This is a genomic window from Scytonema hankhaensis NUACC26, from assembly GCF_045865695.1.
GTDB lineage: Bacteria > Cyanobacteriota > Cyanobacteriia > Cyanobacteriales > Nostocaceae > Scytonema.
Genome location: NZ_BAACAP010000214.1, coordinates 50,756 through 73,386, shown reverse-complemented (window position 1 = coordinate 73,386; position 22,631 = coordinate 50,756). Strand labels below are relative to the sequence as shown.

19 protein-coding genes are annotated in these 22,631 nt (G+C 41.9%); 10 read left to right on the top strand and 9 right to left on the bottom strand.

All coding sequences use genetic code 11. The features are described from left to right. The first annotated feature begins 12 nt into the window (after positions 1-12). A complete protein-coding gene (locus ACKTT2_RS28195) occupies positions 13-462 on the top strand; it encodes a YlqD family protein (protein ID WP_407892831.1) in 450 nt (149 codons plus the stop codon). A gap of 280 nt (positions 463-742) precedes the next feature. Here ACKTT2_RS28195 and ACKTT2_RS28190 read toward each other — a convergent pair whose 3' ends face one another. Then, a complete protein-coding gene (locus ACKTT2_RS28190; protein WP_407892829.1) occupies positions 743-1,282 on the bottom strand; it encodes a hypothetical protein in 540 nt (179 codons plus the stop codon). 224 nt (positions 1,283-1,506) lie between these two features. On the opposite strand from ACKTT2_RS28190, the gene ACKTT2_RS28185 reads away from it, so the two are divergent. From ACKTT2_RS28185 to ACKTT2_RS28175, 3 genes are all read left to right on the top strand, one after another. Next, positions 1,507-2,826 carry a dihydrolipoamide acetyltransferase family protein gene (locus ACKTT2_RS28185; RefSeq protein WP_407892827.1) on the top strand — a complete coding sequence of 440 codons (1,320 nt, stop codon included), beginning with the start codon at positions 1,507-1,509 and terminating at the stop codon, positions 2,824-2,826. 154 nt (positions 2,827-2,980) lie between these two features. Beyond that, positions 2,981-3,607 (top strand): IS607 family transposase, encoded by a 627-nt coding sequence (locus tag ACKTT2_RS28180; RefSeq protein ID WP_407892825.1) that lies wholly within the window; start codon positions 2,981-2,983, stop codon positions 3,605-3,607. Beyond that, the gene (locus ACKTT2_RS28175) at positions 3,588-4,826 is read left to right on the top strand and encodes an RNA-guided endonuclease InsQ/TnpB family protein (RefSeq protein ID WP_407892823.1); all 1,239 of its coding nucleotides are present in this window, start codon (positions 3,588-3,590) and stop codon (positions 4,824-4,826) included. The genes ACKTT2_RS28180 and ACKTT2_RS28175 overlap by 20 nt, the downstream gene beginning before the upstream one ends. Before the next feature lie 334 nt (positions 4,827-5,160). On the opposite strand, the gene ACKTT2_RS28170 is transcribed toward ACKTT2_RS28175, so the two are convergent. Further along, entirely contained in the window at positions 5,161-5,394 is a 234-nt protein-coding gene (locus ACKTT2_RS28170; RefSeq protein WP_407892821.1) for a hypothetical protein, read from the bottom strand. 447 nt (positions 5,395-5,841) lie between these two features. Beyond that, on the bottom strand, positions 5,842-6,105 hold the full coding sequence (locus tag ACKTT2_RS28165; RefSeq protein WP_407892819.1) for a hypothetical protein: 264 nt from the start codon (positions 6,103-6,105) through the stop codon (positions 5,842-5,844). Positions 6,106-6,127: 22 nt separating this feature from the next. Here ACKTT2_RS28165 and ACKTT2_RS28160 point away from each other — a divergent pair, with 22 nt between their 5' ends. Beyond that, a complete protein-coding gene (locus ACKTT2_RS28160; RefSeq protein ID WP_407892817.1) occupies positions 6,128-8,860 on the top strand; it encodes an NHLP bacteriocin export ABC transporter permease/ATPase subunit in 2,733 nt (910 codons plus the stop codon). Positions 8,861-9,293: 433 nt separating this feature from the next. Then, on the top strand, positions 9,294-10,901 hold the full coding sequence (locus tag ACKTT2_RS28155) for an NHLP bacteriocin system secretion protein (protein ID WP_407892815.1): 1,608 nt from the start codon (positions 9,294-9,296) through the stop codon (positions 10,899-10,901). A 172-nt stretch (positions 10,902-11,073) separates the two neighbouring features. Here ACKTT2_RS28155 and ACKTT2_RS28150 read toward each other — a convergent pair whose 3' ends face one another. Both ACKTT2_RS28150 and ACKTT2_RS28145 read right to left on the bottom strand, forming a co-directional pair. Next, positions 11,074-11,328, bottom strand: a complete 255-nt coding sequence (locus tag ACKTT2_RS28150; RefSeq protein ID WP_407892813.1) for a hypothetical protein — start codon at positions 11,326-11,328, stop codon at positions 11,074-11,076. Positions 11,329-12,261: 933 nt separating this feature from the next. After that, on the bottom strand, positions 12,262-12,501 hold the full coding sequence (locus ACKTT2_RS28145) for a hypothetical protein (RefSeq protein WP_407892811.1): 240 nt from the start codon (positions 12,499-12,501) through the stop codon (positions 12,262-12,264). A gap of 510 nt (positions 12,502-13,011) precedes the next feature. Here ACKTT2_RS28145 and ACKTT2_RS28140 point away from each other — a divergent pair. Continuing rightward, on the top strand, positions 13,012-15,306 hold the full coding sequence (locus ACKTT2_RS28140; protein WP_407892809.1) for an NHLP family bacteriocin export ABC transporter peptidase/permease/ATPase subunit: 2,295 nt from the start codon (positions 13,012-13,014) through the stop codon (positions 15,304-15,306). A gap of 119 nt (positions 15,307-15,425) precedes the next feature. Here the strand turns inward: ACKTT2_RS28140 and ACKTT2_RS28135 are convergent, their stop codons facing one another. The 4 genes from ACKTT2_RS28135 to ACKTT2_RS28120 form a co-directional block, all read right to left on the bottom strand. Continuing rightward, a complete protein-coding gene (locus ACKTT2_RS28135) occupies positions 15,426-16,016 on the bottom strand; it encodes a DUF4178 domain-containing protein (protein ID WP_407892807.1) in 591 nt (196 codons plus the stop codon). A 2-nt stretch (positions 16,017-16,018) separates the two neighbouring features. Continuing rightward, complete coding sequence (locus tag ACKTT2_RS28130; protein ID WP_407892805.1) at positions 16,019-17,611, bottom strand: polyamine aminopropyltransferase; 1,593 nt, start codon at positions 17,609-17,611, stop codon at positions 16,019-16,021. 45 nt (positions 17,612-17,656) lie between these two features. After that, entirely contained in the window at positions 17,657-17,893 is a 237-nt protein-coding gene (locus tag ACKTT2_RS28125) for a hypothetical protein (RefSeq protein WP_407892803.1), read from the bottom strand. Between the two features lie 123 nt (positions 17,894-18,016). After that, positions 18,017-19,021 (bottom strand): hypothetical protein, encoded by a 1,005-nt coding sequence (locus ACKTT2_RS28120; RefSeq protein WP_407892801.1) that lies wholly within the window; start codon positions 19,019-19,021, stop codon positions 18,017-18,019. Positions 19,022-19,520: 499 nt separating this feature from the next. Between ACKTT2_RS28120 and ACKTT2_RS28115 the strand changes: the two genes are divergently transcribed. The 3 genes from ACKTT2_RS28115 to ACKTT2_RS28105 all read left to right on the top strand — a co-directional run bounded on the left by ACKTT2_RS28115 (position 19,521) and on the right by ACKTT2_RS28105 (position 22,363). Continuing rightward, positions 19,521-20,981 carry an RtcB family protein gene (locus tag ACKTT2_RS28115; protein ID WP_407892799.1) on the top strand — a complete coding sequence of 487 codons (1,461 nt, stop codon included), beginning with the start codon at positions 19,521-19,523 and terminating at the stop codon, positions 20,979-20,981. Between the two features lie 4 nt (positions 20,982-20,985). Next, a complete protein-coding gene (locus tag ACKTT2_RS28110; protein WP_407892797.1) occupies positions 20,986-21,870 on the top strand; it encodes a CobW family GTP-binding protein in 885 nt (294 codons plus the stop codon). A gap of 61 nt (positions 21,871-21,931) precedes the next feature. Beyond that, entirely contained in the window at positions 21,932-22,363 is a 432-nt protein-coding gene (locus ACKTT2_RS28105; RefSeq protein WP_407892795.1) for an archease, read from the top strand. The last annotated feature ends 268 nt before the right edge of the window (positions 22,364-22,631 follow it).

Below are 22,631 nucleotides of genomic sequence, written 5' to 3'. Positions count from 1 at the left end.
CGTAAAACATTTATGGATGTCTCCAAACCTCAATTGCTTTTAAAGCGCGTTATCAACGTAAAAGCGATCGTGACCAACCTTTGGAAAGACGAAGTTCAGCAGCAACTGCAAACCCAAATCAATCAAATTGACCAGCAGTTGCAACAGTTGGACGTTCAAGGACAAAGAGCAGTCGCAGAAATTCAAAAGCAGAGCCTACAACCTCCCGGTCCCCAGACACTGCAACAAATTGATAATATTCAGGGTCAGATCAACCAAAAGAAAAGTGAACTTTTAGAACAGAAAAATCAAAGTTTGCAAAATCTCCAACAAGTCCAGTTTTTAGAATTGGATCAGGAAGTCAACCAATTCCAAATGGAAGGTTTTTTCCGCGTGGAACCAGGCGATAACCTGATTAGCAAGTTGCAAGTCGAAATCGTGTTACGTGACGGCGTTGTCGAAGAAATTCGCGGTGATATTTAAGTAGGTTGGCATTAAAAATTGTCGTCCTGATAAGGCAGAGGGCAGAGGGCAGAGGGTAGAAGGAAAGAGGTTTTGAGCCAACTTTACTTTTCGTTATATACTTTGCTTTTTTTGCGCCTCTCTACTTAATCGCTAACAGTTAAAGCAAACTAGTGAAGATCGTCATTAGTCATTGGTCACTTGTCATTGGTGAGGATTTCCGGCAGGTTTACATTTTGTAATATAGTTTGGTTTATTTCCACCTCTCTACTTAATGGCTAATTGTCTTTACTATTAGCTATTAACCTTGACAATTCTTCTGAGAAATGTTAGCAAAACATTCTTGAGAACCAGCCCAAATAATTTGCCATATTGGAGGCGAACTGACGAAAAGAGATCGCCCAAAGGTTGTCAGTTCAACTCGGTATCTAGCAATTCTAGATAATTTCTTGTCCCGCTGGGTTTGCGTAATTATCACTAGTACCCGATTGGGTTGTGGGTAAGATACCTCTACCTTTTTGGGTTCTTTGTGTGATGCGAAGTTTCCCTCAAAAGCGTCGAGGGCAAGATTGGTAGGGTTACTACCTTGAAGAGACGAGTTGATATTTTCTAAAGGAATTTCTTGATAATTAGCCCGTTCGGGATTTGCGTTCGCCCTTGGCGCAAGCCGTACCCGGCTTATCGTATCCTCTTGACTCGCCTTCAAAAAATGCTGTGGTTGTCCATTGCTCGTTTTAGAAACAGCAGCCCAAGGCTGGCGTTGTGTGATGTATATTCCAGTAGCAGCAGTGGCAAAGATACTGAAAACCACAATGAGTAACAATTTGAACCTTGCCGACATAAAATTTAAAGTGAATTAAACTCAAGTTAGTCGTCAATTCTGAATTTTAAATTGAGGTGTCACTATTTCTCGTCTAGCTAGTGAGGTGAATATCAAAATTTCGACTAGCCGTGATGAGAAATACAAATTAACGGACGTATTAGGCTTAATATAGTTCCTCACGTCCGAGGTCAAGTTACAATTCGATCTGGTACAAGCTAGTTTAAACTCGCCAAACCTCACCTATGAGCATTCACGAAGTATTCATGCCGGCGCTTAGTTCCACCATGACCGAGGGAAAAATCGTCTCTTGGGTAAAATCACCAGGTGACAAAGTGGAAAAAGGCGAGACAGTGGTGGTTGTCGAGTCAGATAAGGCCGATATGGATGTAGAATCCTTTTACGAAGGATATCTAGCTCATATCATAGTGCAAGCTGGTGATGCTGCTCCCGTGGGGGCAGCGATTGCCCTGTTAGCAGAAACCGAAGCTGAAATCGAAACTGCCATTACTCAAGCCCAATCTTCCGGTACTCAAAGCAAAGAAGTCGTAGCTGCTACTGCTTCTAGCAAACAACTTGCAGAGGCAACAAGCGTCACAGAGCCTGCAAATGGCTCTCACAATGGTAGCTCCTCTCGTCAGAATGGGCGGACTGTTGCATCTCCTCGCGCCCGTAAGTTAGCAAAAGAACTAAAAGTCGATCTAAGTGGAATTTCTGGTAGCGGTCCTTACGGTCGCATTGTAGCTGAGGATGTGGAAGCAGCTACAGGAAGACCGAGTCCTCTACCGACTACAGTTACATCTGTTGCACCGATTCCATCAGTACCAACACCGACTACAGTTGCACCAGCAAGACCTGCACCTGCACCTACACCAGTTGTTGCAGCAGTTCCGGGTCAGATAACACCGTTGACGACCCTGCAAAAAGCTGTAGTGCGGAATATGGAAGCCAGTCTTGCCGTACCCGTCTACCGTGTTGGTTACACAATAACCACAGATGCCCTCGACAAATTATACAAACAAATTAAGTCTAAAGGCGTAACAATGACAGCCCTATTGGCAAAAGCCGTGGCTGTAACATTACAAAAACATCCGCTACTGAATGCCAGTTACTCGGAACAGGGCATTGTGTACCATTCCAACATCAACATTTCTGTAGCAGTCGCAATGGATGATGGAGGATTAATTACACCAGTCTTGCAAAATGCGGACTCTGTGGATATTTATTCTCTGTCACGCAATTGGAAATCTTTAGTAGATCGTGCTAGAGCAAAACAATTGCAACCGGAAGAGTATAACAGTGGAACTTTCACGGTATCCAACTTGGGGATGTTTGGCGTAGATAAATTTGACGCGATTTTGCCTCCCGGACAAGGTTCGATCTTGGCGATCGGCGCATCCCGTCCGCAAGTTGTTGCGACAACCGATGGTTTGTTTGGTATTAAACAACAAATGCAGGTGAATATTACTTGCGACCATCGGATTATCTACGGTGCTCACGCTGCAGCATTCTTGCAAGAATTGGCACAGTTGATTGAGACCAAGGCTGATTCCTTAGTGCTGTAAAGACTCTAGCGTCTCTTGACCTCTCGTTCCCAGGCGGAGCTTGGGAATGAAGTCCAAGAGTTAATTCTTAGTCCATAATTTACTGAACATTGTATGACAAAACTTGACATTATGTGTTAGCATGGTCACACAAAGACAAGCGATGTTCACGCTCATGGCAAATTATGTCCCAGCAAGAGTGGCAACAACTAAACTTGGCGTTACACTTAGAACCCTCCTCAGATGGGAAGAAGCAGGCAAAATCAAAACGATTAAAACGCCCAACGGTCAACGCAGATACGACCTTGACTCAGTTATCCCTGTTCGGCAACCAGATAAACCAACAGTTCTTTACGCTAGAGTTTCCAGCCATTCTCAAAAGTCTGACCTTGAGAGACAGATACAGTTTCTATCTGTTGAATATCCCGGCTGTGAAGTCGTCAAAGACATCGGGTCGGGACTCAACTTCAAAAGAAAAGGCTTACTTGCCTTACTGGAACGAATTCTGTCAGGCGATGTCGGAGTGGTGGTCGTTGCCAACAAAGACCGACTTTGCCGATTCGGGTTCGATCTTATTGCATGGATGGCAAAGCGCTCCCACTGTGAAATTTTGGTTCTCAACAACAATGTTCTTAGCCCAGAACGAGAAATGCTTGAAGATGTTCTTGCCATCATCCACGTTTTCAGTTGCAGACTCTATGGACTCAGAAAATACAAGCAGAAAATTAAAGAAGACCCTGACTTACCGAGTGTACCCAACGGGCGAAACAAAGAAAGTTTGGATGTTGAGAATACACGCTAATCGCAAGGTCTATAACAATGCGATAGCATATCTTAACAAGCATCAAGGGTTTACTTATATCAATACTAAAGGAGAAACAAGAGCTAGCGGGAAAAAAGAGTTCCGGTCTTTTTGTAAGACATTGGGCGAGGAAATAATTCCTCAATGGTGCAAGGATTTAGGAATTGCTCATGCACTGGATAATGCTTTATTCGAGGCGTACACCGCTTGGAAGAAGACAGAGAAGCAGCCCAAGTTTATTGGGAAGAACAAGAACAGAAAACCTAATCCTCTAGCTGGATTAAGAATAGCTAAATTTCGCTCGATCCGCGACAAGAATCAAACAATTCAATTCGACCCTAATGATTATAAAGACGGGGATTGGATGTCGTCAAAAGGATTAGAAAAGGCTGAGTTTTGGGGACAGGATTACTGTTTAATAGACTATACCAATGCGACAGAGTTAACCTACAACAAGGGTCGCTGGTACGCCAACTTTCCTATAGAGATGGAGGTCGAAGCAAGAACTAGTCAGGGCAAGGTTATAGCTTTAGATCCAGGCTTGAGAACATTTTTAACAGGATTTGACGGTCAATGTTTTACTGAGTTTGCATCTGGAGATTTTGCTAAAATAGCAAAACTTTGTTACCACTTAGACCAATTAAAATCTCAGCATGATAAAGCTAAAGGAGGAAAGTTTAATCGATATCGTTACCAGCTAAAAAAAGCTATGGAACGAGTGAGAACACGGATGAAAAATTTGCGGAGTGAATGTCACAAACAAGTGGCATCACATCTGGCTCGTCATTACGATATTATTTACTTGCCAACATTTGAAACAAGTCAAATGGTGGCTAAGTCAAAGCGCAAATTGCGTAGTAAATCAGCCCGTGCAATGATGACGTGGGCGTTTTACGAATTTTCTCAAACCTTACAACATTTGTGTAACCGCTATGGTTCCAAATTGGTACGAGTCACCGAAGAATATACCAGTAAAACTTGTACGAGATGCGGACACGTACATCACAAGTTAGGCGGTAACAAGATGTTTAAATGTCCACATTGTGGATCGGAAATCAAACGTGATTTCCAAGGAGCCTTTGGGATTTTCCTGAAGGCGTTGTGGGATACCACCCTCGTTAGCACTGTTTCTGCTACTGAGGTTGTAGCTGAGTTGAGCCATGAAAGTTCAATTATGTTCAGCTTAAAAGTATCAGCTAGCGAACGAAACATTGGATAAATGTGCCAAAAAGTACCGAGGCTTTTGTCAACGATGCAAACCCAAAACAAAACCAGCTAGTAAGTCTTACTAGGGAAGTAAGCTACTAGCTGGTTATCAAATTAGCCGGAGTTAAGTTCGGCACAAATACTCGCCCAGTTAATCAAACTATGGGAGTAGTGTTAGTTATAACGTTGCGCTCTAGGGGAAGTATTAGAAGTTTGTCACGATGAATCGAGCATCAAGTATTATGGGGTTAATACATACGAATTGGTATAATTGCACTCCAAATAGAGAGTTCAGAGTTAATAGTTATACTTAACCCAGCTTGTTAAGAGTTTCCTAAATAATTTACCTATTGTTGACGAGGTTGAAGGACACCGACTACTACTTCCCCGACACCAACTACTGTTGTCCCTAATCCAATTACTGTTGTCCCTAATCCAACTACTGTTGTTACAACACCAGTAAAAATTGTATCAGAACCAGCACCACCGTTGATTGCCATTAAATCAGCATCAGTTAGTTCCTGTTCGTTGAATGTTTCAATTGTGTTGGTTGCGGTTTCAAATACGTTATGTACTTTCATTCTTTATTACCTTTGTTTTGTGTGTTTTCACTGACTTGAGTGATTGATTTGATAATATGGCGTTCCTACTGAATTGTATATATATCTATTTAGGTATTTCCACAGAGTGATATATCTATCCCATAGGGGTTTACTAAATTACACTTATATAGTAAGTGACTTTTATTTTACTTTGGAATAAAAGTACGAGATAATACGGTTGGGTGTAAAAGTCTAAAAGAAAACAATGATAAATCAGCGTTTACAAACTGCCACACTCATAGAGGCAGTATCGCGGCAACAGTTGTCAGAGGAAACTGGACTTGATGCGATTGCCGAACTATAAGATTTTATAGCTCTGCGTCCAGAGGCGCGTGAGGTAAGGAAAGCTCGCACATCAAGCTGGTTTATCAAGGTATCTTATCCCTCTTTAATCACTTTCGTCAAAGAAAATTTGAAACCCCGTTTTCATGTTAGTCCGCGTAGGCGGTGAATCCAGTCCTGCAGAAAGGTTTCCTTTCTGTAAGGAACTGGTGAACCCGGAGGGACTTTGTTTATATAGCAGCGAATTCTATTATTCGCCTCAATTATTTTCTCGCGCAAGCGTGACAGAAGAGGCAACTGCTCCAAGATGGCTTTTATCCGCCCACTAGCCGAATCATTCTCTTGCTCAGTAGCTGACAGCAACCCCTGAGCGACAAATTGACAGCGATTTATTAAAATCGTTGGCATTGACTGTTGTAGATTGCATAATATGGAAGTCTTGTATCGCCTCAAAGGAAATGAATCACTACTGCTGAATGACCCAGAAAAGGTATGGATTATTAAATCTGGTTTGTTATCATTGTTTGTAACAGAAGTCAAGGATGAGGATTATTTAGGCGATGTCTTACGACAAGCCGCTTTGCGTGTAGACGCGGAGCGAGTTGTTGCCAGACATCGTCGCTATCTGTTTAGTGCTAGAGCTGGTGAAGCGTTGTTTGGTGCAGCAATCGATAATCCAAAATCCTTTTTGGCGGTAGCAATCGAGCCAACAGAATTATTTCAAATTACAATAGCAGATTTAGCAGCACAAATAGCAGCAGGGGAAGCTAGTGCAACAGCCTTTGCAGAAAATTGGGTAAACAACCTCGCTCGAATATTCACTAACTCTGGTATAGCGACAAATGAGGAGCGCTACAAATCATTGACAAAGCAGGAATTGGCGACCCAACTGCCAAACATTTTAGCCGATCTACATACTGATTTCTTCCATTATTTGAATTTGCTACTACTGGAGGAAACAGAGGCAGCAAGTCGCTCTGTTGTGGAACGAGAGCAACTCAATCGTCAGGTAGTAGGCTCTGCACTTTCTAAGTTAGCTGCTGTATTGCAACCGCAGCAGGAAACTACATTTTTTCAGTCAGGAACGCCCTTACTGGTGGCGGCGGGAGCAGTTGCACGAGCAATGGGCATAACGATTAATCCGCCCGCGCAATCAGAGGATCTTAGTCGAGTTGAAGATCCGGTAGAAGCTCTAGCACGCTCGAACCAAATTCGCACCCGTCGCGTAGTGCTAGAGGATAACTGGTGGCTTCACGAGCACGGTCCGTTATTAGCTTACACCCAAGAAGAAAACCTAACAGTAGCCCTGTTACCAGCAGGCAACCGTTATATTTTGTTTGACCCCATAACGCAGACTCGCACTGTTGTAAATCGGGTAGTAGCCGCAACACTAGCAACAGAAGCTTACCAATTTTACCGACCATTACCCAACATCGTCAACAATGTAATACAATTGTTTCAGTTTGGTGTCAAGGGTTATCAGAAAGACATAATTTTAGTTTTGGCAACTGGGATTGTTGCCTCGGGGCTAGGAATGGTTGTGCCACAGGCAACGGCGCTTCTGATTGATAATGCGATTCCAGATAGCGATCGCGGCTTGTTAGGGCAAATAGGGCTAGCGTTGTTTGCACTTCTTGTGGGAAGGACAGCGTTTGCAATGTCCCAAGGCATAATTTCGCTGCGAATCGAAAACGTTGCCGATAGCGCATTGCAGCCTGCAATTTGGGACCGACTGCTGAGATTAAGTCCGGCATTTTTTCGCGACTATTCCTCTGGTGACTTGGTAAACCGCGTTTTATCGGTGAACCAGATTCGTCAGAAATTATCGGGAGGAACGCAACGCACTCTTTTAAGCGCACTGTTTGCTCTACTAAACTTGGTGCTGATGTTTGTTTACAGTTGGCAACTCGCTTTAGTAGGTGTAGGTATAGCCCTTCTAACCACTGTTGTCACTACTTTTGCTAGCTCGCTGTTAATACGCAAATTGCGTCGCCAACAACAACTGATTGGCGAGATTAATGGACTGACAGTACAACTTATTAACGGGGTAGCCAAGTTGCGGGTGGCGATGGCAGAAGAGCGGGCATTTGCGGCTTGGGCGGAGCAGTACAGCCAGCAAATGATGTTCAAGGCTAGCTTCCAACGAATTGTAGATGGGGTTTCTGTGTTTAACGAGGTTTTACCCCTTGTGACTTCGGCGCTGTTGTATTGGTTTGCGATTTCATCGATTCAAATGGATCGGGCTGCTAGCAACGGATTAACTGCTGGTAAGTTTTTGGCTTTTAATGCTGCGTTGGGGATTTTTATTGGAGGTGTAACTAGCCTGAGCAATACGCTGACTGATATTTTGGCGATTGTGCCTTTGTGGGAGAGGGCAGAACCGATTTTGCGATCGCAGCCAGAGTACGATTCTACCAAGGCAAACCCAGGTGAATTGAGGGGTCGCGTAGCTTTAGACCATGTTACCTTTCGCTACCGTGACGATGGGTTGCCAATTCTCGATCGCTTGAGTCTCCATGCAGAACCTGGGGAATTTGTAGCCATAGTAGGACATTCGGGTAGTGGGAAGTCAACTATATTGAGGTTGTTGTTGGGGTTTGAAACTCCACAATCGGGAACAGTGTTCTACGATCGCTTTGACTTGGCAAAACTCAATCTTGAAGCTGTGCGGAGGCAATTGGGGGTAGTGCTACAGAATGGTCGCATAGGCACAGGTACAATTTTTGAGAATATCACTGCCGGAGCGTTAGTTTCGCACGCTCAAGCTCTGGAAGCGGCGCAAATGGCAGGTTTGGCTGATGATATCGCACAAATGCCTATGGGGATGCACACAGTTGTTAGTGAAGGCGGTACCAATCTTTCCGGGGGACAACGGCAGCGATTGTTAATTGCTAGAGCACTTGTGAATCAGCCGAAAATTATCTTGATGGATGAGGCTACTAGTTCTTTGGATAACCGTACCCAAGCGATCGTCTCTCAGAGTTTAGAACAGTTGAATGCGACTCGGATAGTTATTGCTCATCGACTGAGCACAATTCGCAATGCTGACCGAATTTATGTAATGGAAGCCGGTCGTGTGGTGCAAGTAGGTACATTTGAGGAACTGGTTAATACTGAGGGGTTATTTGCTCAACTAGTAGCCCGACAAATCGAATCAAGTTAATAATACTCAATTGGTCGCGGCAGCATTAAGCGATCGCTCTTTGCGTCTGTGGGTTATGCTACCGGACACGATATCATATCCCGTACAGTAATATGGTATAATATTTCTAACTTTAAATGCAAAAGTACGTATCTTTGACGGACTATCGTATCTTAAATGTTGCGTAAATGCAAAAGAAAAATATACAAGATGCCCGATAAGGGATTTCCAAATAAAAAAATATTTAACTTTCTCTTGTGGTGCGAAGAGCAGTGCGTTGCGGGGGTTTCCCCCCAACCCCAGAGGGGATCCCAAAGCCCCCCGTTGAAGCAACTGCGGGGCGTCTCGCCCGCCACCAGTAGAAGACGGGCGAGGACGCCCGTCCCACAAGATGGATAATTTATTTCTTGGAAATCCCTAAAGCGAAATAACTCTAAAAGAAAAAATATACGAGATGTCCAATAACGCGAAAAAACTCTTCCGTGAAGAAGCCCTCTTACGCTTAAACTCTCCAGAGCAACTTGACAAACTGATGCAGGTAACAAGCCGCCAAGCTTGGATGCCTTTAATGTCTATGGGCTTTTTGGTCTTTGTAGCTGGTACTTGGAGTGTAGTTGGGCGAATTCCACTCACAGTCACAGGTTCTGGAGTGTTGATCCGACCTCGGCATGTGGTACAAATTCAATCACTTGGTGGCGGTCAATTGTTAACCTTAAACATTAAGCCAGGAGATGTCGTTAGGCAGAATCAAATACTCGCGATCGTAGATCAATCTAATATTAAGCAACAACTACAACAAGAAAACGCAAAATTTATTCAGTTGCAAGAGCAAAACCAGGACACTGATAGATTGCAAAAACAACAAATAGCGTTGTCGCAAAGAACTCTCGAGCAGCAGCAAAAAGACCTTGAAGAAAGCCTGCGTCGAGAATCAGTAGCACCAACGCTACATTCCGAAACTTTAAGAGCGTTAGAGCAAAAACGACAAAGTCTCGAGCAAAGCCTGGTAAGACAACAAGTCGTACCCACACTGTACAACCAAACTCTCACCGCAATAGCAGAAAAACGCAAAAGTCTTTTAGAGCGAAAGCAAAAAATTAGCTCATTACTGCAAACCTTGCAACAACGAGTTTCAACTCGTCGGAGTCTATTTCAACAAAAAGTCATTAGCCAGGATGTAGTGCTTCAAGCCCAGCAGGACTTGTTGAACCAACAGACACAACTTGATGATATTCAAACACAACTTAAAGACCTTGATGTTCAAAAAACGTCGAGCGAACGGGAATATCTACAAAACCTTAGTAGAATTGATGATATCAAAAATAACATCCAAGAAATTCAAGTTCAAAAAACTAATGCAGACCGGGAGTACCTGCAAAATTTGAATAAACTTGACGACATCAAAACCAAAATTAAAGATATTGAAGCTCAAAAAACCAAACTCATTCAACAGGATTTGGAAAAGTCAGTAGGCAAATTAAATCAAATTCAGGAAGTAAGACGCAAAATTGCCTCCTTAAAACTGCAATTAACTCAGTCGAGCCAAATAAAGAGCAAATTTGATGGTCGCGTCCTGTCAGTTGGCGTCCTTCCCGGTCAAATTGTTAGCGCCGGTACCCGGATTGCAACGATTGAAGTTGAAGATTCTAATACAAAACTGTCCAGTCTTGTTTACTTTGCTGATAAGGATGGTAAACAGATAAAACCAGGTATGACTGTACAAGTAACACCCAGCGTTGTTAAGCGCGATCGCTTTGGTGGAATCATTGGGGTAGTAACGAACGTTTCTCCCTTTCCTGTTACCACTCAAGATATTACAGCGCAAGTTGGTAACGAAGACTTAGCTCGTAACCTTGCCAATAGTAACGCAGCTCGCGTGCAAGTTGACATTCAACTGCAAGAAGACCCCTCCACTGTCAGTGGTTACAAATGGTCTTCTTCCAAAGGTCCCGAACTACAAATTTCATCGGGTACGACTGCGGAAGTTCGGGTCAAAATAGGAGAAGTGGCACCTATCTCTTACGTTATTCCTATATTCCGCTCTTTGACTGGTATTTATTAATTTGGTGGTTAATGCGATCGCACATAGAGAGTCCATACAGTTCTCTAGTAATAGCAAGTACGGGCGTCTCCGCCCGCACCACAAGCAATTTTGTGATACTTTTTTATTTAGAAGTTCCTGATATCCAAAATTGATGTTTAGTTTCCGACCGTATTTGTATTGTTGACTCCCTTTAGATACTATTATTATTATTATTATTATCATTATTGGTATTGGTATGGGTGTGGGTATGAGAAGTTTCATTAAAACCTCCACTTCCATTTCCACCCAATATAAACACATCTCTAGTAGTAAATAAAGGTCCGTTAAACACAGGTCCGTTCACCAAAGCCCCTCCACTAATTGCTACTAAATCAGCATCATCCAGTTCTCCTTCCCATTCCTTTGCTTCTAAGGTAGCTTTGGTTACAGCTTCATTGTTAATCATTTTGTTTCTCTCTTTTTATTGGGTAATTACACTTATTGTTATAAAAGATTTACATATCCTTGTATATATATCTATGGAGGTATGTGTTTAATATTGCAAGTAAACTAAACTAATTTACTTATAAAAAAAACTTATGAAAAGATTCACCAATCCTTACCCTCTGGTAGTCATCTTATATAAGTAGTTTTGAGATACTCAGATATTTTTATTTTGTACAGAGTAATATTGATGGAAGAAATTATTATACTAAAACTACTTTAAGTATTTTCCTTTTTTTTAAAATTTTAATTTGTCTTTTTAGTATCTTTATTTACTCTATGTAATTAGGCATATATCTATAGGATGATGTATTTGTTTATCTAATACTTAAAAATCTCCTTGTACGCTTGTAAGAAGAAGAATCAAAGTCTTTTATAAGTAGTCATGCACAATAAATTATCTAGTTGAGAGAGGGAACAGGGAATAGTGCTGGATTACAGCGATTTTATTTGATTTAAAAAATATATAAATATTTATCCATAAGTACTTATATATGCAGCTAAAAAGCGATTAGCAGCTAGTAAGTCTTACAGGGTAATAAAGACTTGCTAGCTGCACAAAAAATTACGGTAGTCTAAAGGTATAAATTCTTACCTTTTTTTGATACTTATCCAAGCATTTTTAGCCCTCTTTTATCAATTTTGTTGGAGAATCATCTATAACCCTTACCATTAGGGATTTTCGCACATATAGAGAGTTAAATGACAATTAAGGGGATAATAGCGCCAAAAGCTTGATTATGTCTGTTGTTCAAAATGAGGTATGGTGTTTTTCTCTCACCAGATCGATAAAAGAGGGTTAGGTATTGGAACGCTCGAAGCACTAGAGGTGGTACAAAAATTTACCAAAGTAAATCGAGGTTGTACGTTCAATTAAGGTCTAATTGAATATGGATTAGCCGAATGCAGCCTTCGTTGTGTCAGAGATACCTTTACCTAGAGCTGTATAGTTTGCACCAATGCTCTGTCCTAGATCTGTATAGTATGCACCAATGTTCTTTCCTAGCTCCTCGAAAGATTTTGTAACATAGCCGTCAGCGCCAGCAGACACAGCTATTAAATCTGCATCATCCAGTTCTCCTTCCCATTCCTTCGCTTCCAAAGTAGTTTCCGTTACGGCTTCATTCTTAACCATTTTGTCAGTCTCTTTTTGTTAAGTAACTACAGTTAACTTTGTAAAATATTTCCGTATCTTTCTATATCTATCTTTAGATATAAGTATTTTTTTTCAAAAAAATCAAAAAATTATACTTATATGTTTTTCTTATAATCAGTTTTATCAATCCTCGCTCTCTGGGAATTGGCTTGCAGAAGGGGTTTTGAGATAATCAAGTATCTTTGTTTGAGAGAGGGTTAAATCAATGGGAAAAATAAAACACCAAAAATGCTTTAAGTATTTCTGATTTTTAGAAATTTTTGATTTTTTTTGGGTATGTTTTTTTACGATATACCATTCGACATATATAAACAGTTCTGTATATTTGTTTACAATACATTATTAAACGTGTATAAATAGTTAGGTGTATTTGTTTATCTAATACTTAAAAAGCGTATTTTGTTGCAAGAAGCAAGAATTCAGTAAGGTTTTTGCATTCTGAATACCAGTGCTGCGCCTCCCAATCTTTAACTTATTAAGGTAGATTTAATGTTTTTCAAGGTTAAGCCACTTGCTTTTATCAGGAGTATTCTACAGCCAGCACAAACTCCTCGCGTCCGAACCCCCACAGTGCTGCAAATGGAAGCAACTGAATGTGGCGCTGCTGCCCTCGGAATTATTCTCAGCTATTACTCGCGCATTGTCCCTTTAGCAGAACTGCGACGCGAGTGTGGCATTTCCCGAGATGGTAGCAACGCCTTTAATATCGTCAAAGCAGCCCGGAACTATGGCTTAAACGCCAAAGGTTTGAAAAGGTTGTTGGAAAACCTCAACACCCTGAGTCCCCCCTACATTGTCTTTTGGAATTTCAACCATTTTTTAGTGGTAGAGGGGTTCGCCAAAAACCGCGTTTACCTCAACGATCCCGCCACAGGACGCCGGACAGTTTCTCTAGAAGAGTTTAACCGTGCTTACACTGGCGTCGTCTTGGTGATGCAGCCAGGACCGGAATTTCAAACTGGCGGTCGAAAAAGTAACATTATTACTGCTTTAGCCTTACGTTTGGAACACTCACGCAGTATCATCCTATTCTGCTTTTTTGCAGGACTATTGCTAACAATCCCTCGGTTGGCAGTGCCCGGTTTTACTCAGGTATTTGTTGATGAAATTCTCATTACTGAGCGACAAGATTGGATACGATCGTTGGTAATAGGAATGGTTCTCACGAGTATACTGCGAGCGCTACTTGCCAGACTGCGGCTTACCTACCTGCGCTTGCTGATGCTGAAGTTGTCAGTTACAATGTCAGGGCAGTTCCTTTGGCATCTTCTCCGCTTGCCAGTTGGGTTTTATGCTCAACGCTATGCAGGTGAAATCAGTAGTCGGATGTCACTTAATGATAAAGTAGCAGATATACTCTCAGGTCGCCTTGCAACCACCGTCATCGACGCTGTGATGATGGTCTTTTACTTTCTCATTATGGTTCAATACGACCTCGTACTGAGTGCGATCGCAGTTGGTTTTGCGGCGCTCGACTTTTTTGCCCTCCAGTTCCTATCGCAGACTCGTGTTGATGCAAATATGAAGCTGGCGGCTGAATATGGTAAGGTCAATGGAGTGGCGATCGCAGGCATTCAAACTATAGAAACAATCAAAGCGAACGGGCTTGAGTCTGACTCATTTGCTAAATTTGCTGGGTACTATGCCAAAGCACTCAACGCCCAGCAGGAGTTAGCTTTACAAACTCAAATTCTCACAATATTACCCACCCTTTTAACAGCACTAACCATAACTTCTATATTAATTATCGGCGGTTTCCGAGTCATGAATGGTAGCCTCAGTATTGGAATGCTAGTTGCGTACCAGAGTTTAACAGCCAGTTTCTTGGAACCGCTCGATCGTCTAGTCAATTTCGGTAGTACGCTGCAAGATTTAGAAGCTGACTTAAACCGTTTAGATGATGCACTACAGAATTCTGTGGATGCAGAAGCCCAGAGGGGTATGGGGCATGGCGCATCAGGCATCGGGTATGGGAAAGAGTCTGACTCTTCACAGTTGCACAATCCCCATTGCCTCTTATCCCCAGAGGGAACCCTGAGTTCCCCAATCTCCTTTCAACTACAGGGCTACGTTGAGTTACGAGATATCACTTTTGGCTACAGCCGAGTGGAAAATCCCTTAATTGAGAACTTTAACCTGTTTCTCAAGCCCGGTCAACGAGTCGCAATAGTGGGGGGAAGTGGTTCTGGTAAATCTACAATTGCTAAACTCGTTTGCGGTTTATACAAACCTTGGCAAGGGGAAATTTGCTTTGATGGTGTACCCAGAACCCAGATTCCTCGCTCTGTTTTGGCAAACTTTTTGGCAATGGTAGAACAGGATATTTTTCTATTTGCTGGGACAGTTCGGGAAAATCTGACTCTATGGGATTGGACAGTATCACAAACTGACTTAGTGCAGGCTTGCTCTGATGCCGCCATTCACGATTTGATTGTATCTATGCCTGGGGGATATGATGCCAAGTTGATTGAAGGAGGAATGAACATGAGTGGCGGACAGCGCCAACGTTTAGAAATTGCCCGTGCTTTGGTTCGGAACCCCTCAATATTGGTTATGGATGAAGCGACTTCTGCGCTGGATGCTCAAACAGAATTGATTATTGATAAGAATTTGCGGCGACGCGGGTGCTCTTGTATTGTCATTGCTCACCGACTCAGTACAATTCGCGATTGTGATGAAATTATTGTACTGGAGCAAGGGAAAGTGGTACAGAGAGGTACGCATGAGGAGTTGTGGCACTCAGGGGGGAAATATGCCACCTTGCTCCGCACTGAAAGTCAATAACAGAAAAACGCTGCGTTTTCTCAACTTTTCCAATCACTTTTAACTATCTTCTGTCATCGGTTGAGACGTAAAAGACTATTTTTTAGTATTTGTGTTCTATTGTAAGGTCTTTTGAGACTCTAGTCGTCATAGACTCTCTTCCCATCACCTGGTAGTATCAGCAGCGATCTGGGGTTAATAAGTTCTCCGACAGTCACTTCCACTTCTCCATCCCAAATCTCTACTGAAAGCACCTTGTTATTAGAACCTTCATAGTCAAAATATTTACAACGGGAAGCGAATGGTTTTTTAATTGTACCTTTGCGAGTCATTCTTGCTGTGCCAGAATCAACACATCGAAATGTCTCACCCGCAAAGTTTAACTGCTGTGGTGGTTCTTCGCTAATATCTAACTGGTTTGTAGATTCTAACAATGCAACCTCCACGCGATCGTCTTCCTCCACAGACAACCAATTAATGCGATCGCCATCCTGCAACATATACTCAGACCAAGTAAATTCACCAACAGTATAAGTTAGGTGACCTTCCACAACCCAGTCGATACCCATATGTTGCACAATATCGCCAATTTGTAAATTAAAAACCGTGCGATGTAGCGATGGTAGTTCCTTACGATGACTACCAGTCAAAAGTTTTCCTTGTTGTTGAAGTACGAACAAAACAACACCAACAGTTCCAACAATAAGAATTCCAAGCCAAATTAATGTCATAATTAATACGAAACCCAACGAGAATCCAATTGGTAACGAACAATTACGGGGTCAGATAAGCGATTCACCTTAGTATTACCTAGCAGCACATCTTTAGGTAGTTCAAATAAATGGTGCAGAATATTTGGAGTGAGAAAGCGTGTTGCTACGGGAAGTTCAAGCTTATCTGACTCAACAACAGCTCGCGAAGCCATTACAAAACCCCAAGGACCAAAACTAGGAACGTCTACTACATAAGGATGTACTGCAAGCCCAGTTTGGGCAAGAGTTTCAGCAATACAACTTAGAACTTTAGGGGCAAAAAATGGACTTGATGCTTGAGTAACTAACACGCCACTGTCGGTTAGTCGTCCCATTAAACGCCGATAAAAACCATCTGAGTACAGTTTGGCAAGGATTTCTTGGTCTGGATCGGGAAAGTCGGCGATAATAACATCAAAGGTGTCTTTCAAAGCTGGGGCAGTTGTAAAAGCATCGGCGTTAATGACTTCAACGCGAGGATCGGTTAAAGCTTTGTTATTAACCTGCACCAGTTGCGGGTGACGAGTCGCTAACTTTACAACGGCTGGATCGAGTTCAATCAGTACGACTTTCTCAACTTCACGCCACTTTAACACTTCCCGCACTGCCATACCGTCTCCAGCCCCTAACACGAGTACCCGCTTTCTGTTGGGAGTTGCACTCATTGCTGGATGTACGAGTGCTTCGTGATAGCGATATTCATCTAGTGTAGAAAATTGTAAATCGCCGTTTAGGAACAGCCGCACGTCTTGTCCTTGTCTTGTCAGAACAATACGTTGATAAGGTGTTTGAATGCGCTTAATTACAGGTGCTTTATATAAGTTATTTTCTAAATTGTTACTAATAGGTATAGAAATTGGTGCCAAAGTACACAGCAGTACGCCTACCATTAATCCCAAGTAAGCCCAGCGTCGCAGTTGAGGAAAAGATCGCCCAATCGCGAAAACCATAAAAGCCGGAAATGAACCCAGTACAAAGGCTGTGGGAAACATTCCTAACCAGGGTAATAGGAGTACTGGAAAAAGGAGCGAACCGATCAGTGCGCCCAGATAGTCTAGTGCTAAAACTCCTGCTAAGGCTTCTCGCACTCCTTCTGATACTTCTACAAGTCGTGTTAGGAGTGGGACTTCTAATCCTGCTAGCAATCCCAACAAAATAGTCACAAGAACTAATCCCAACCAGATGGAACCATCAAGCACAAATAGGGCAAATAACCCTAAAGGTAGCAGGGCTGTGAGTGGTGCGATCGCTAACTCTACTTGTACGAAAGCGAGGAGTAACTGATTTTGAAGAAAGCGCCCTTCTGTTTTTGCTGCAACAAATCGGCTGAGGTAAGAACCAGCACCCATTGCTGCTAAAAAGCCCCCAACTGCAATTCCGTAAGACAAAGCCTGGTTACCGACGAGGTAACTTGCAAGAGTTCCCAGTAAAAGTTCTACAGCTAATCCGCAAGCAGAAGAGATTGCTGCTGCTGCTAGCAAGAGTTTGCGCTGCTTGCTGTTTAAGAAGCTATTATGACTTCGAGTATTTTCCGCATCTATTGAATTTAGAGATGTTCCTATTTCTTGTTCCATATATTGTTAACCATTGATTGTTGAACCATGAGTGTGGAAATGTTTTTACTTTCCACTACCAGGACCTCCACCTTGAAAGTCGCCATAATAACTTCGAGTTGTAGAGGTATAGATCCAAACTCCGCTACTGTTGTAGGAACCCGATAATTGAGTCTCATATCGGGGTGCATAGTTTTCTTGTTTTTCTTCGCGCAGTACAAAAGCTGACTTTTGACTGTAGCTATCGATTATGGACATGAGGGCGAGTAGGACTGCTATTCCGGCAAAAATTTTTGCAAACATAAGTTTTGGGGATTGGGCATGGGGCATGGGGCATGGGGCATTGGGCATTGAAGTATAAGCGATTCTCCCTTATCCCCTGGTCACTGGTCAGGTGGTAACTGGTCACTGGTAACTGGTAACTGGTTACTGGTCACTGGTCACTGGACACTGTATACGTATCGCCTCTACTGGTTTTAAAGTACGAACGCCGTCTCGAACAATCAGTGATGTCCGATCGACTGGTTCATCAGGTAAAACTTCTACGTGAAAACCGTAGGAAGCACGTTGTTGGAGTATGAAAAACTTCTCTAAGTTTCCTGTCACCTTTGTAATTCTTCCTTTCTCTTTTGTAAAGGAGAGTTTTACGGGAAAAGAATTAGCATAAATTTGTTCTCCATAAGCATCCTTAATGGATAAGTAAACTTCTAGTTCCGGCGGAGATGTTTCGTCAGATTGGATATCTACATTAACCCGCACGAGGCGATTTGCGCCACCAACTGTTTCTCGACCATTTGGATCGCTGTCATTAATTTTTGCGGAAATAGCTTTTTTACCAATGCGGCGAGTGGCGAACAATGCCATAACAGAGAAGAAAGTAGACGAAAATATCCCTCCCCAAAGAGGACGTGTATCTATGACTCCATTTTCGACAGTCATTGTAAACGGTACGGCTTCAGCTAGTTCTTTCCCACTAGTTTCTCCGTAGCCTAATACTGCTAGAGCAAGGGTAACTTCTTCGTTTTTCTTTGCTCGAACGTCTAAACCAGCTGTCAAATCTTCTTCAGACCAAGTTCCTGTTTCTCCTTCTTCAGACCAAACGCCTGATTCCTTCCACGCTTCTTTAATTCCAGAAGCCAAAACCTTACCTTGTTTGTCTAAAAGCTGAATTTCGTATGTGACCCATCTGTTATCGGGTACGATCGCATTTACATCAACTCGCAATGCACCTATTAGCTGAGGTTTCAATTGTAGTGATTGGATTTTAAAAGGCTCCTCTTCTTTAACTTGCACCTCCTTATTCACAAGGGTTTGCTTAAAAGATGGAGCAATAATCAAAGATAAAAATACGAGTGTAGAAGCACCGAGAGCAACGTAAGGCCACCAATGGATAAAGCGCCCTGTACGTTGAGTATCAACAGTCACTGTCATAAGTGTTTTTGGAGTAACTTTTACAACTGGATGATTGCTATATTAACCTCGCTCTAGTATTTGGCAAGGAGAGAGATACCGATTTTCAATAAAATGCAATATATCTATAGACATAAGATTGAGAATTATCCTTCCTGTAATACTAGTTCAGTGAAATTGTTTAAGTAAAATTACTGCGATGAATTCCCATATACAAACTAATGCTTGAAAAGACTCTGTTAGATATAGCGGTTCTCACTTGAAAGAAGTACAGATTTGTCCGCGTTCGTCTGCTACGGGCTGCGGTTCCATAACTTTTTTATCCATTGCACCCAATTGAAAACCGTTATATTTATGAATATTTCTATCTTTATTATTTAAATCACCTACATCATCAAACTCATAAAACTAAATCATACACTAGAAAAGCAAGACGCTTCTTTAGGAAGAGGTTGTAACAGAGCAAGGGCTTCTATTGTATATGGATATTTTTGCAAATAGAAAAAGATATACAGTAAAGATGGCTATCAAAGAATTTTTAAACAAAATTTCTGACACAATCTGGGAAATTCCCGTTTCCTATAAAGAAGGGATGCGGGTTCCTGCTCGAATTTATGCAACAGAAAAGTTAATTCAGGACTTGGATGAAGCCGTTTACGACCAAGTTACCAATGTAGCAACACTTCCTGGAGTGACCAAGTACGCTTTATGTATGCCTGACGGACACTTTGGCTATGGTTTTCCCATTGGTGGCGTGGCGGCGATGGATATAGAAGAAGGGGGTGTAATTTCTCCTGGCGGTATCGGTTTTGATATCAATTGCGGGATGCGCTTAATGACCACAAACTTGACCTACGATGAAGTGAAACATGATATCAAAAAGCTGGTAGATAAGCTTTATCAAAAAGTTCCCGCAGGAGTAGGAAGCACTGGCTTTGTCAAACTCTCACGTAATGAATTTCGTGAAGTCGTTGAGCAAGGCGCAGAGTGGTGCGTTCGCAATGGCTACGGATGGGAAGAGGATTTAGAACTGATGGAAGAGCAAGGATGTTTAAAAGGTGCTGATTCTTCCAAAATCAGTGAAAAAGCAATTGACCGAGGTTTCAATCAAATTGGCACTTTGGGTTCTGGCAATCATTATTTGGAAATTCAAGTCGCTCGACCAGAACACATTTTTGATAAGGAATTAGCTGCACGTATGGGAATTACTATTCCCAATCAAGTGGTAGTCATGTTCCATTGTGGGAGTCGCGGATTTGGTCATCAAGTTGCTACCGACTACCTGCAAGTCTTTCTTAAAGTGATGGAGAGCAAGTACGGTATCAAAATTTTAGACAGAGAATTAGCTTGTGCGCCTTTTCATTCTCCTGAAGGTCAAGCTTATTTTTCAGCAATGAAATGCGGAATTAATATGTCTTTTGCCAACCGTCAAGTCATTCTGCACCGCATTCGAGAAGTCTTTTCGGAAGTTCTTGGTAACTCGCCAGAAGAAATGGGTATGCATATGGTTTATGATGTTGCCCACAATACTGCTAAATTAGAGCGCCATATCGTTGATGGGAAAGAGCGATCGCTCCTCGTACATCGTAAAGGAGCCACTCGTGCTTTTGGTCCCGGTATGCAAGATGTTCCTGAAAAGTATAAAGATATCGGTCAGCCAGTCATTATTGGTGGCAGTATGGAAACTGGCTCTTATCTACTAGTAGGAGTACCCAGTGGAGAGAAAACTTTCTTCAGTACTGCTCATGGAAGCGGACGCACAATGAGTCGGGCAAAAGCCAGAAAAACTTATCGTGGAGAACAACTACAAAAAGATATGCAAAAGCGGGGTATTTATGTGAGAAGTACCTCCTATGCAGGGCTAGCTGAAGAAGCAGGTGCTGCTTACAAAGATATTGATGATGTGATTGAAGCGGCTTCGTTAGCCGGAATTAGCAAGCGGGCGGTACGTTTAACTCCCATTGGGAATATTAAGGGATAAAAATATGCAAATTCGCACACCACTTACAGTTATCACAGGACCACTTGGAAGTGGGAAAACAACACTGTTACGTCATATTCTGGAAACAGTACCTAAAAAAATTGCAATTCTCATGAATGAGTTTGGTGAAATAGCTATTGATGCCAAAATCATTCAAGGCAAAAATGTTCAAATGGCAGACTTGGGTGGCGGTTGTGTATGCTGTTCTTTGCTGGGTGAGTTTGAAGCTGCTATGGATGAAATCATTGATTCTGTTGACCCCGAACATATTATAGTGGAAACAACAGGAGTGGCAGAACCGGATGCACTGGTTTTTGATATTCAAGAGAGTTTACCAAAAGTGCGCTTGGATGGAGTTGTCACTGTTATTGATGCCGATTCATTGGTGAAATATCCTTTTGTTGGTCACACAACCCAGATACAAATAGAGGCTGCAGATATTATTCTTCTCAACAAGATTGATTTGATTTCAGAAAAAGAGTTAGAGGTTGTAGAGGACAAGTTACATTCTATTAATGAAACTACCTCGATTTTGCGTAGCTATCGGGGAAAGGTAGATTTAGATCTACTTTTTGGTATCGATCGCAATCGCGTACAAGCGCCACCACATCACGTTCATCAACCAGAGTTTGAATCTTTTATTTACAAAACTCCTGCTATTATCAGTCGTCCATGTTTTGAGGAGTTCGCGGATAGCCTGGAAACAAATGTTTACAGAGCCAAAGGATTTGTCCGTTTTTCAGACGGTATTTATTTATTTAATTTTGTTGCTGGACGATGGGATTTAGAATCATTTGAACAAGAAGCAACAGAGTTAGTCTTTATTGGTAAACAGGTGAAGGAAAGAAAATTGGAAATTATCGAGCGCTTGAAAATATGCGAGCAGTAGATGTATGCACCATTTTGTTTGCTCCTGAATAACCTGTTTTGAATGGAGATATATTTATTTTATGCCTTATGAATTCCTTGAAGATGTTGCCACTGCTGATATTGCCTTTCTTGCTTGGGGAAAAGATTTACAGGAGCTTTTTAAAGCAGCAGGTGATGCAACAATTAATACTATGATTGAAAATTTAGAATCAATAGAACTAAAAGAAACACGAACTTTTCGCTTAGAAGATGACGAATTAGATCTTCTGTTATTTAATTTTCTTCAAGAATTTGTCTACTACAAAGACAGTGAACTACTGCTGTTGCGGACACAGCAAATTGAATTTGAAGAGAAAGATGGCAAGCACCATTTAACTGCAATAACTCAGGGAGAAACACTAGATCGCGATCGCCACGAACAGCGAGTGGATGTCAAAGCAGTCACATTGCACCGTTTTCAATTGGAAAAAACCAATGATGGCTGGACTGCTATGGTCATTTTAGATATTTAATTATAGTTCCAGTTTACGCAGTCAAATTAGTACGACGTTTCTGACTCATTACAAACGCAGAATACTGGCGATCGCTCTCGAACCGCTCATATAGAGACTATTTGTATTCGCGATCGCATAATAAATTAATATCTTTTCTATCTTGAGGCAGAAAAGCTAGACAAACAAAACAATTTAAAGTTTTGATATTCAGCAATTTACTAGCTACAAAATTATTTTTGTAATAATTCTGACTTAGCTTAATCAAAAGTTTTTGTTGTTTAATTAA

Coding starts and splice junctions, on each gene's coding strand:
- ACKTT2_RS28195 (WP_407892831.1), top strand. CDS start 13: ATGGATGTCTCCAAACCTCAATTGCTTTTAAAGCGCGTTATCAACGTA.
- ACKTT2_RS28190 (WP_407892829.1), bottom strand. CDS start 1,282: ATGTCGGCAAGGTTCAAATTGTTACTCATTGTGGTTTTCAGTATCTTT.
- ACKTT2_RS28185 (WP_407892827.1), top strand. CDS start 1,507: ATGAGCATTCACGAAGTATTCATGCCGGCGCTTAGTTCCACCATGACC.
- ACKTT2_RS28180 (WP_407892825.1), top strand. CDS start 2,981: ATGGCAAATTATGTCCCAGCAAGAGTGGCAACAACTAAACTTGGCGTT.
- ACKTT2_RS28175 (WP_407892823.1), top strand. CDS start 3,588: ATGTTGAGAATACACGCTAATCGCAAGGTCTATAACAATGCGATAGCA.
- ACKTT2_RS28170 (WP_407892821.1), bottom strand. CDS start 5,394: ATGAAAGTACATAACGTATTTGAAACCGCAACCAACACAATTGAAACA.
- ACKTT2_RS28165 (WP_407892819.1), bottom strand. CDS start 6,105: ATGCCAACGATTTTAATAAATCGCTGTCAATTTGTCGCTCAGGGGTTG.
- ACKTT2_RS28160 (WP_407892817.1), top strand. CDS start 6,128: ATGGAAGTCTTGTATCGCCTCAAAGGAAATGAATCACTACTGCTGAAT.
- ACKTT2_RS28155 (WP_407892815.1), top strand. CDS start 9,294: ATGTCCAATAACGCGAAAAAACTCTTCCGTGAAGAAGCCCTCTTACGC.
- ACKTT2_RS28150 (WP_407892813.1), bottom strand. CDS start 11,328: ATGATTAACAATGAAGCTGTAACCAAAGCTACCTTAGAAGCAAAGGAA.
- ACKTT2_RS28145 (WP_407892811.1), bottom strand. CDS start 12,501: ATGGTTAAGAATGAAGCCGTAACGGAAACTACTTTGGAAGCGAAGGAA.
- ACKTT2_RS28140 (WP_407892809.1), top strand. CDS start 13,012: ATGTTTTTCAAGGTTAAGCCACTTGCTTTTATCAGGAGTATTCTACAG.
- ACKTT2_RS28135 (WP_407892807.1), bottom strand. CDS start 16,016: ATGACATTAATTTGGCTTGGAATTCTTATTGTTGGAACTGTTGGTGTT.
- ACKTT2_RS28130 (WP_407892805.1), bottom strand. CDS start 17,611: ATGGAACAAGAAATAGGAACATCTCTAAATTCAATAGATGCGGAAAAT.
- ACKTT2_RS28125 (WP_407892803.1), bottom strand. CDS start 17,893: ATGTTTGCAAAAATTTTTGCCGGAATAGCAGTCCTACTCGCCCTCATG.
- ACKTT2_RS28120 (WP_407892801.1), bottom strand. CDS start 19,021: ATGACAGTGACTGTTGATACTCAACGTACAGGGCGCTTTATCCATTGG.
- ACKTT2_RS28115 (WP_407892799.1), top strand. CDS start 19,521: ATGGCTATCAAAGAATTTTTAAACAAAATTTCTGACACAATCTGGGAA.
- ACKTT2_RS28110 (WP_407892797.1), top strand. CDS start 20,986: ATGCAAATTCGCACACCACTTACAGTTATCACAGGACCACTTGGAAGT.
- ACKTT2_RS28105 (WP_407892795.1), top strand. CDS start 21,932: ATGCCTTATGAATTCCTTGAAGATGTTGCCACTGCTGATATTGCCTTT.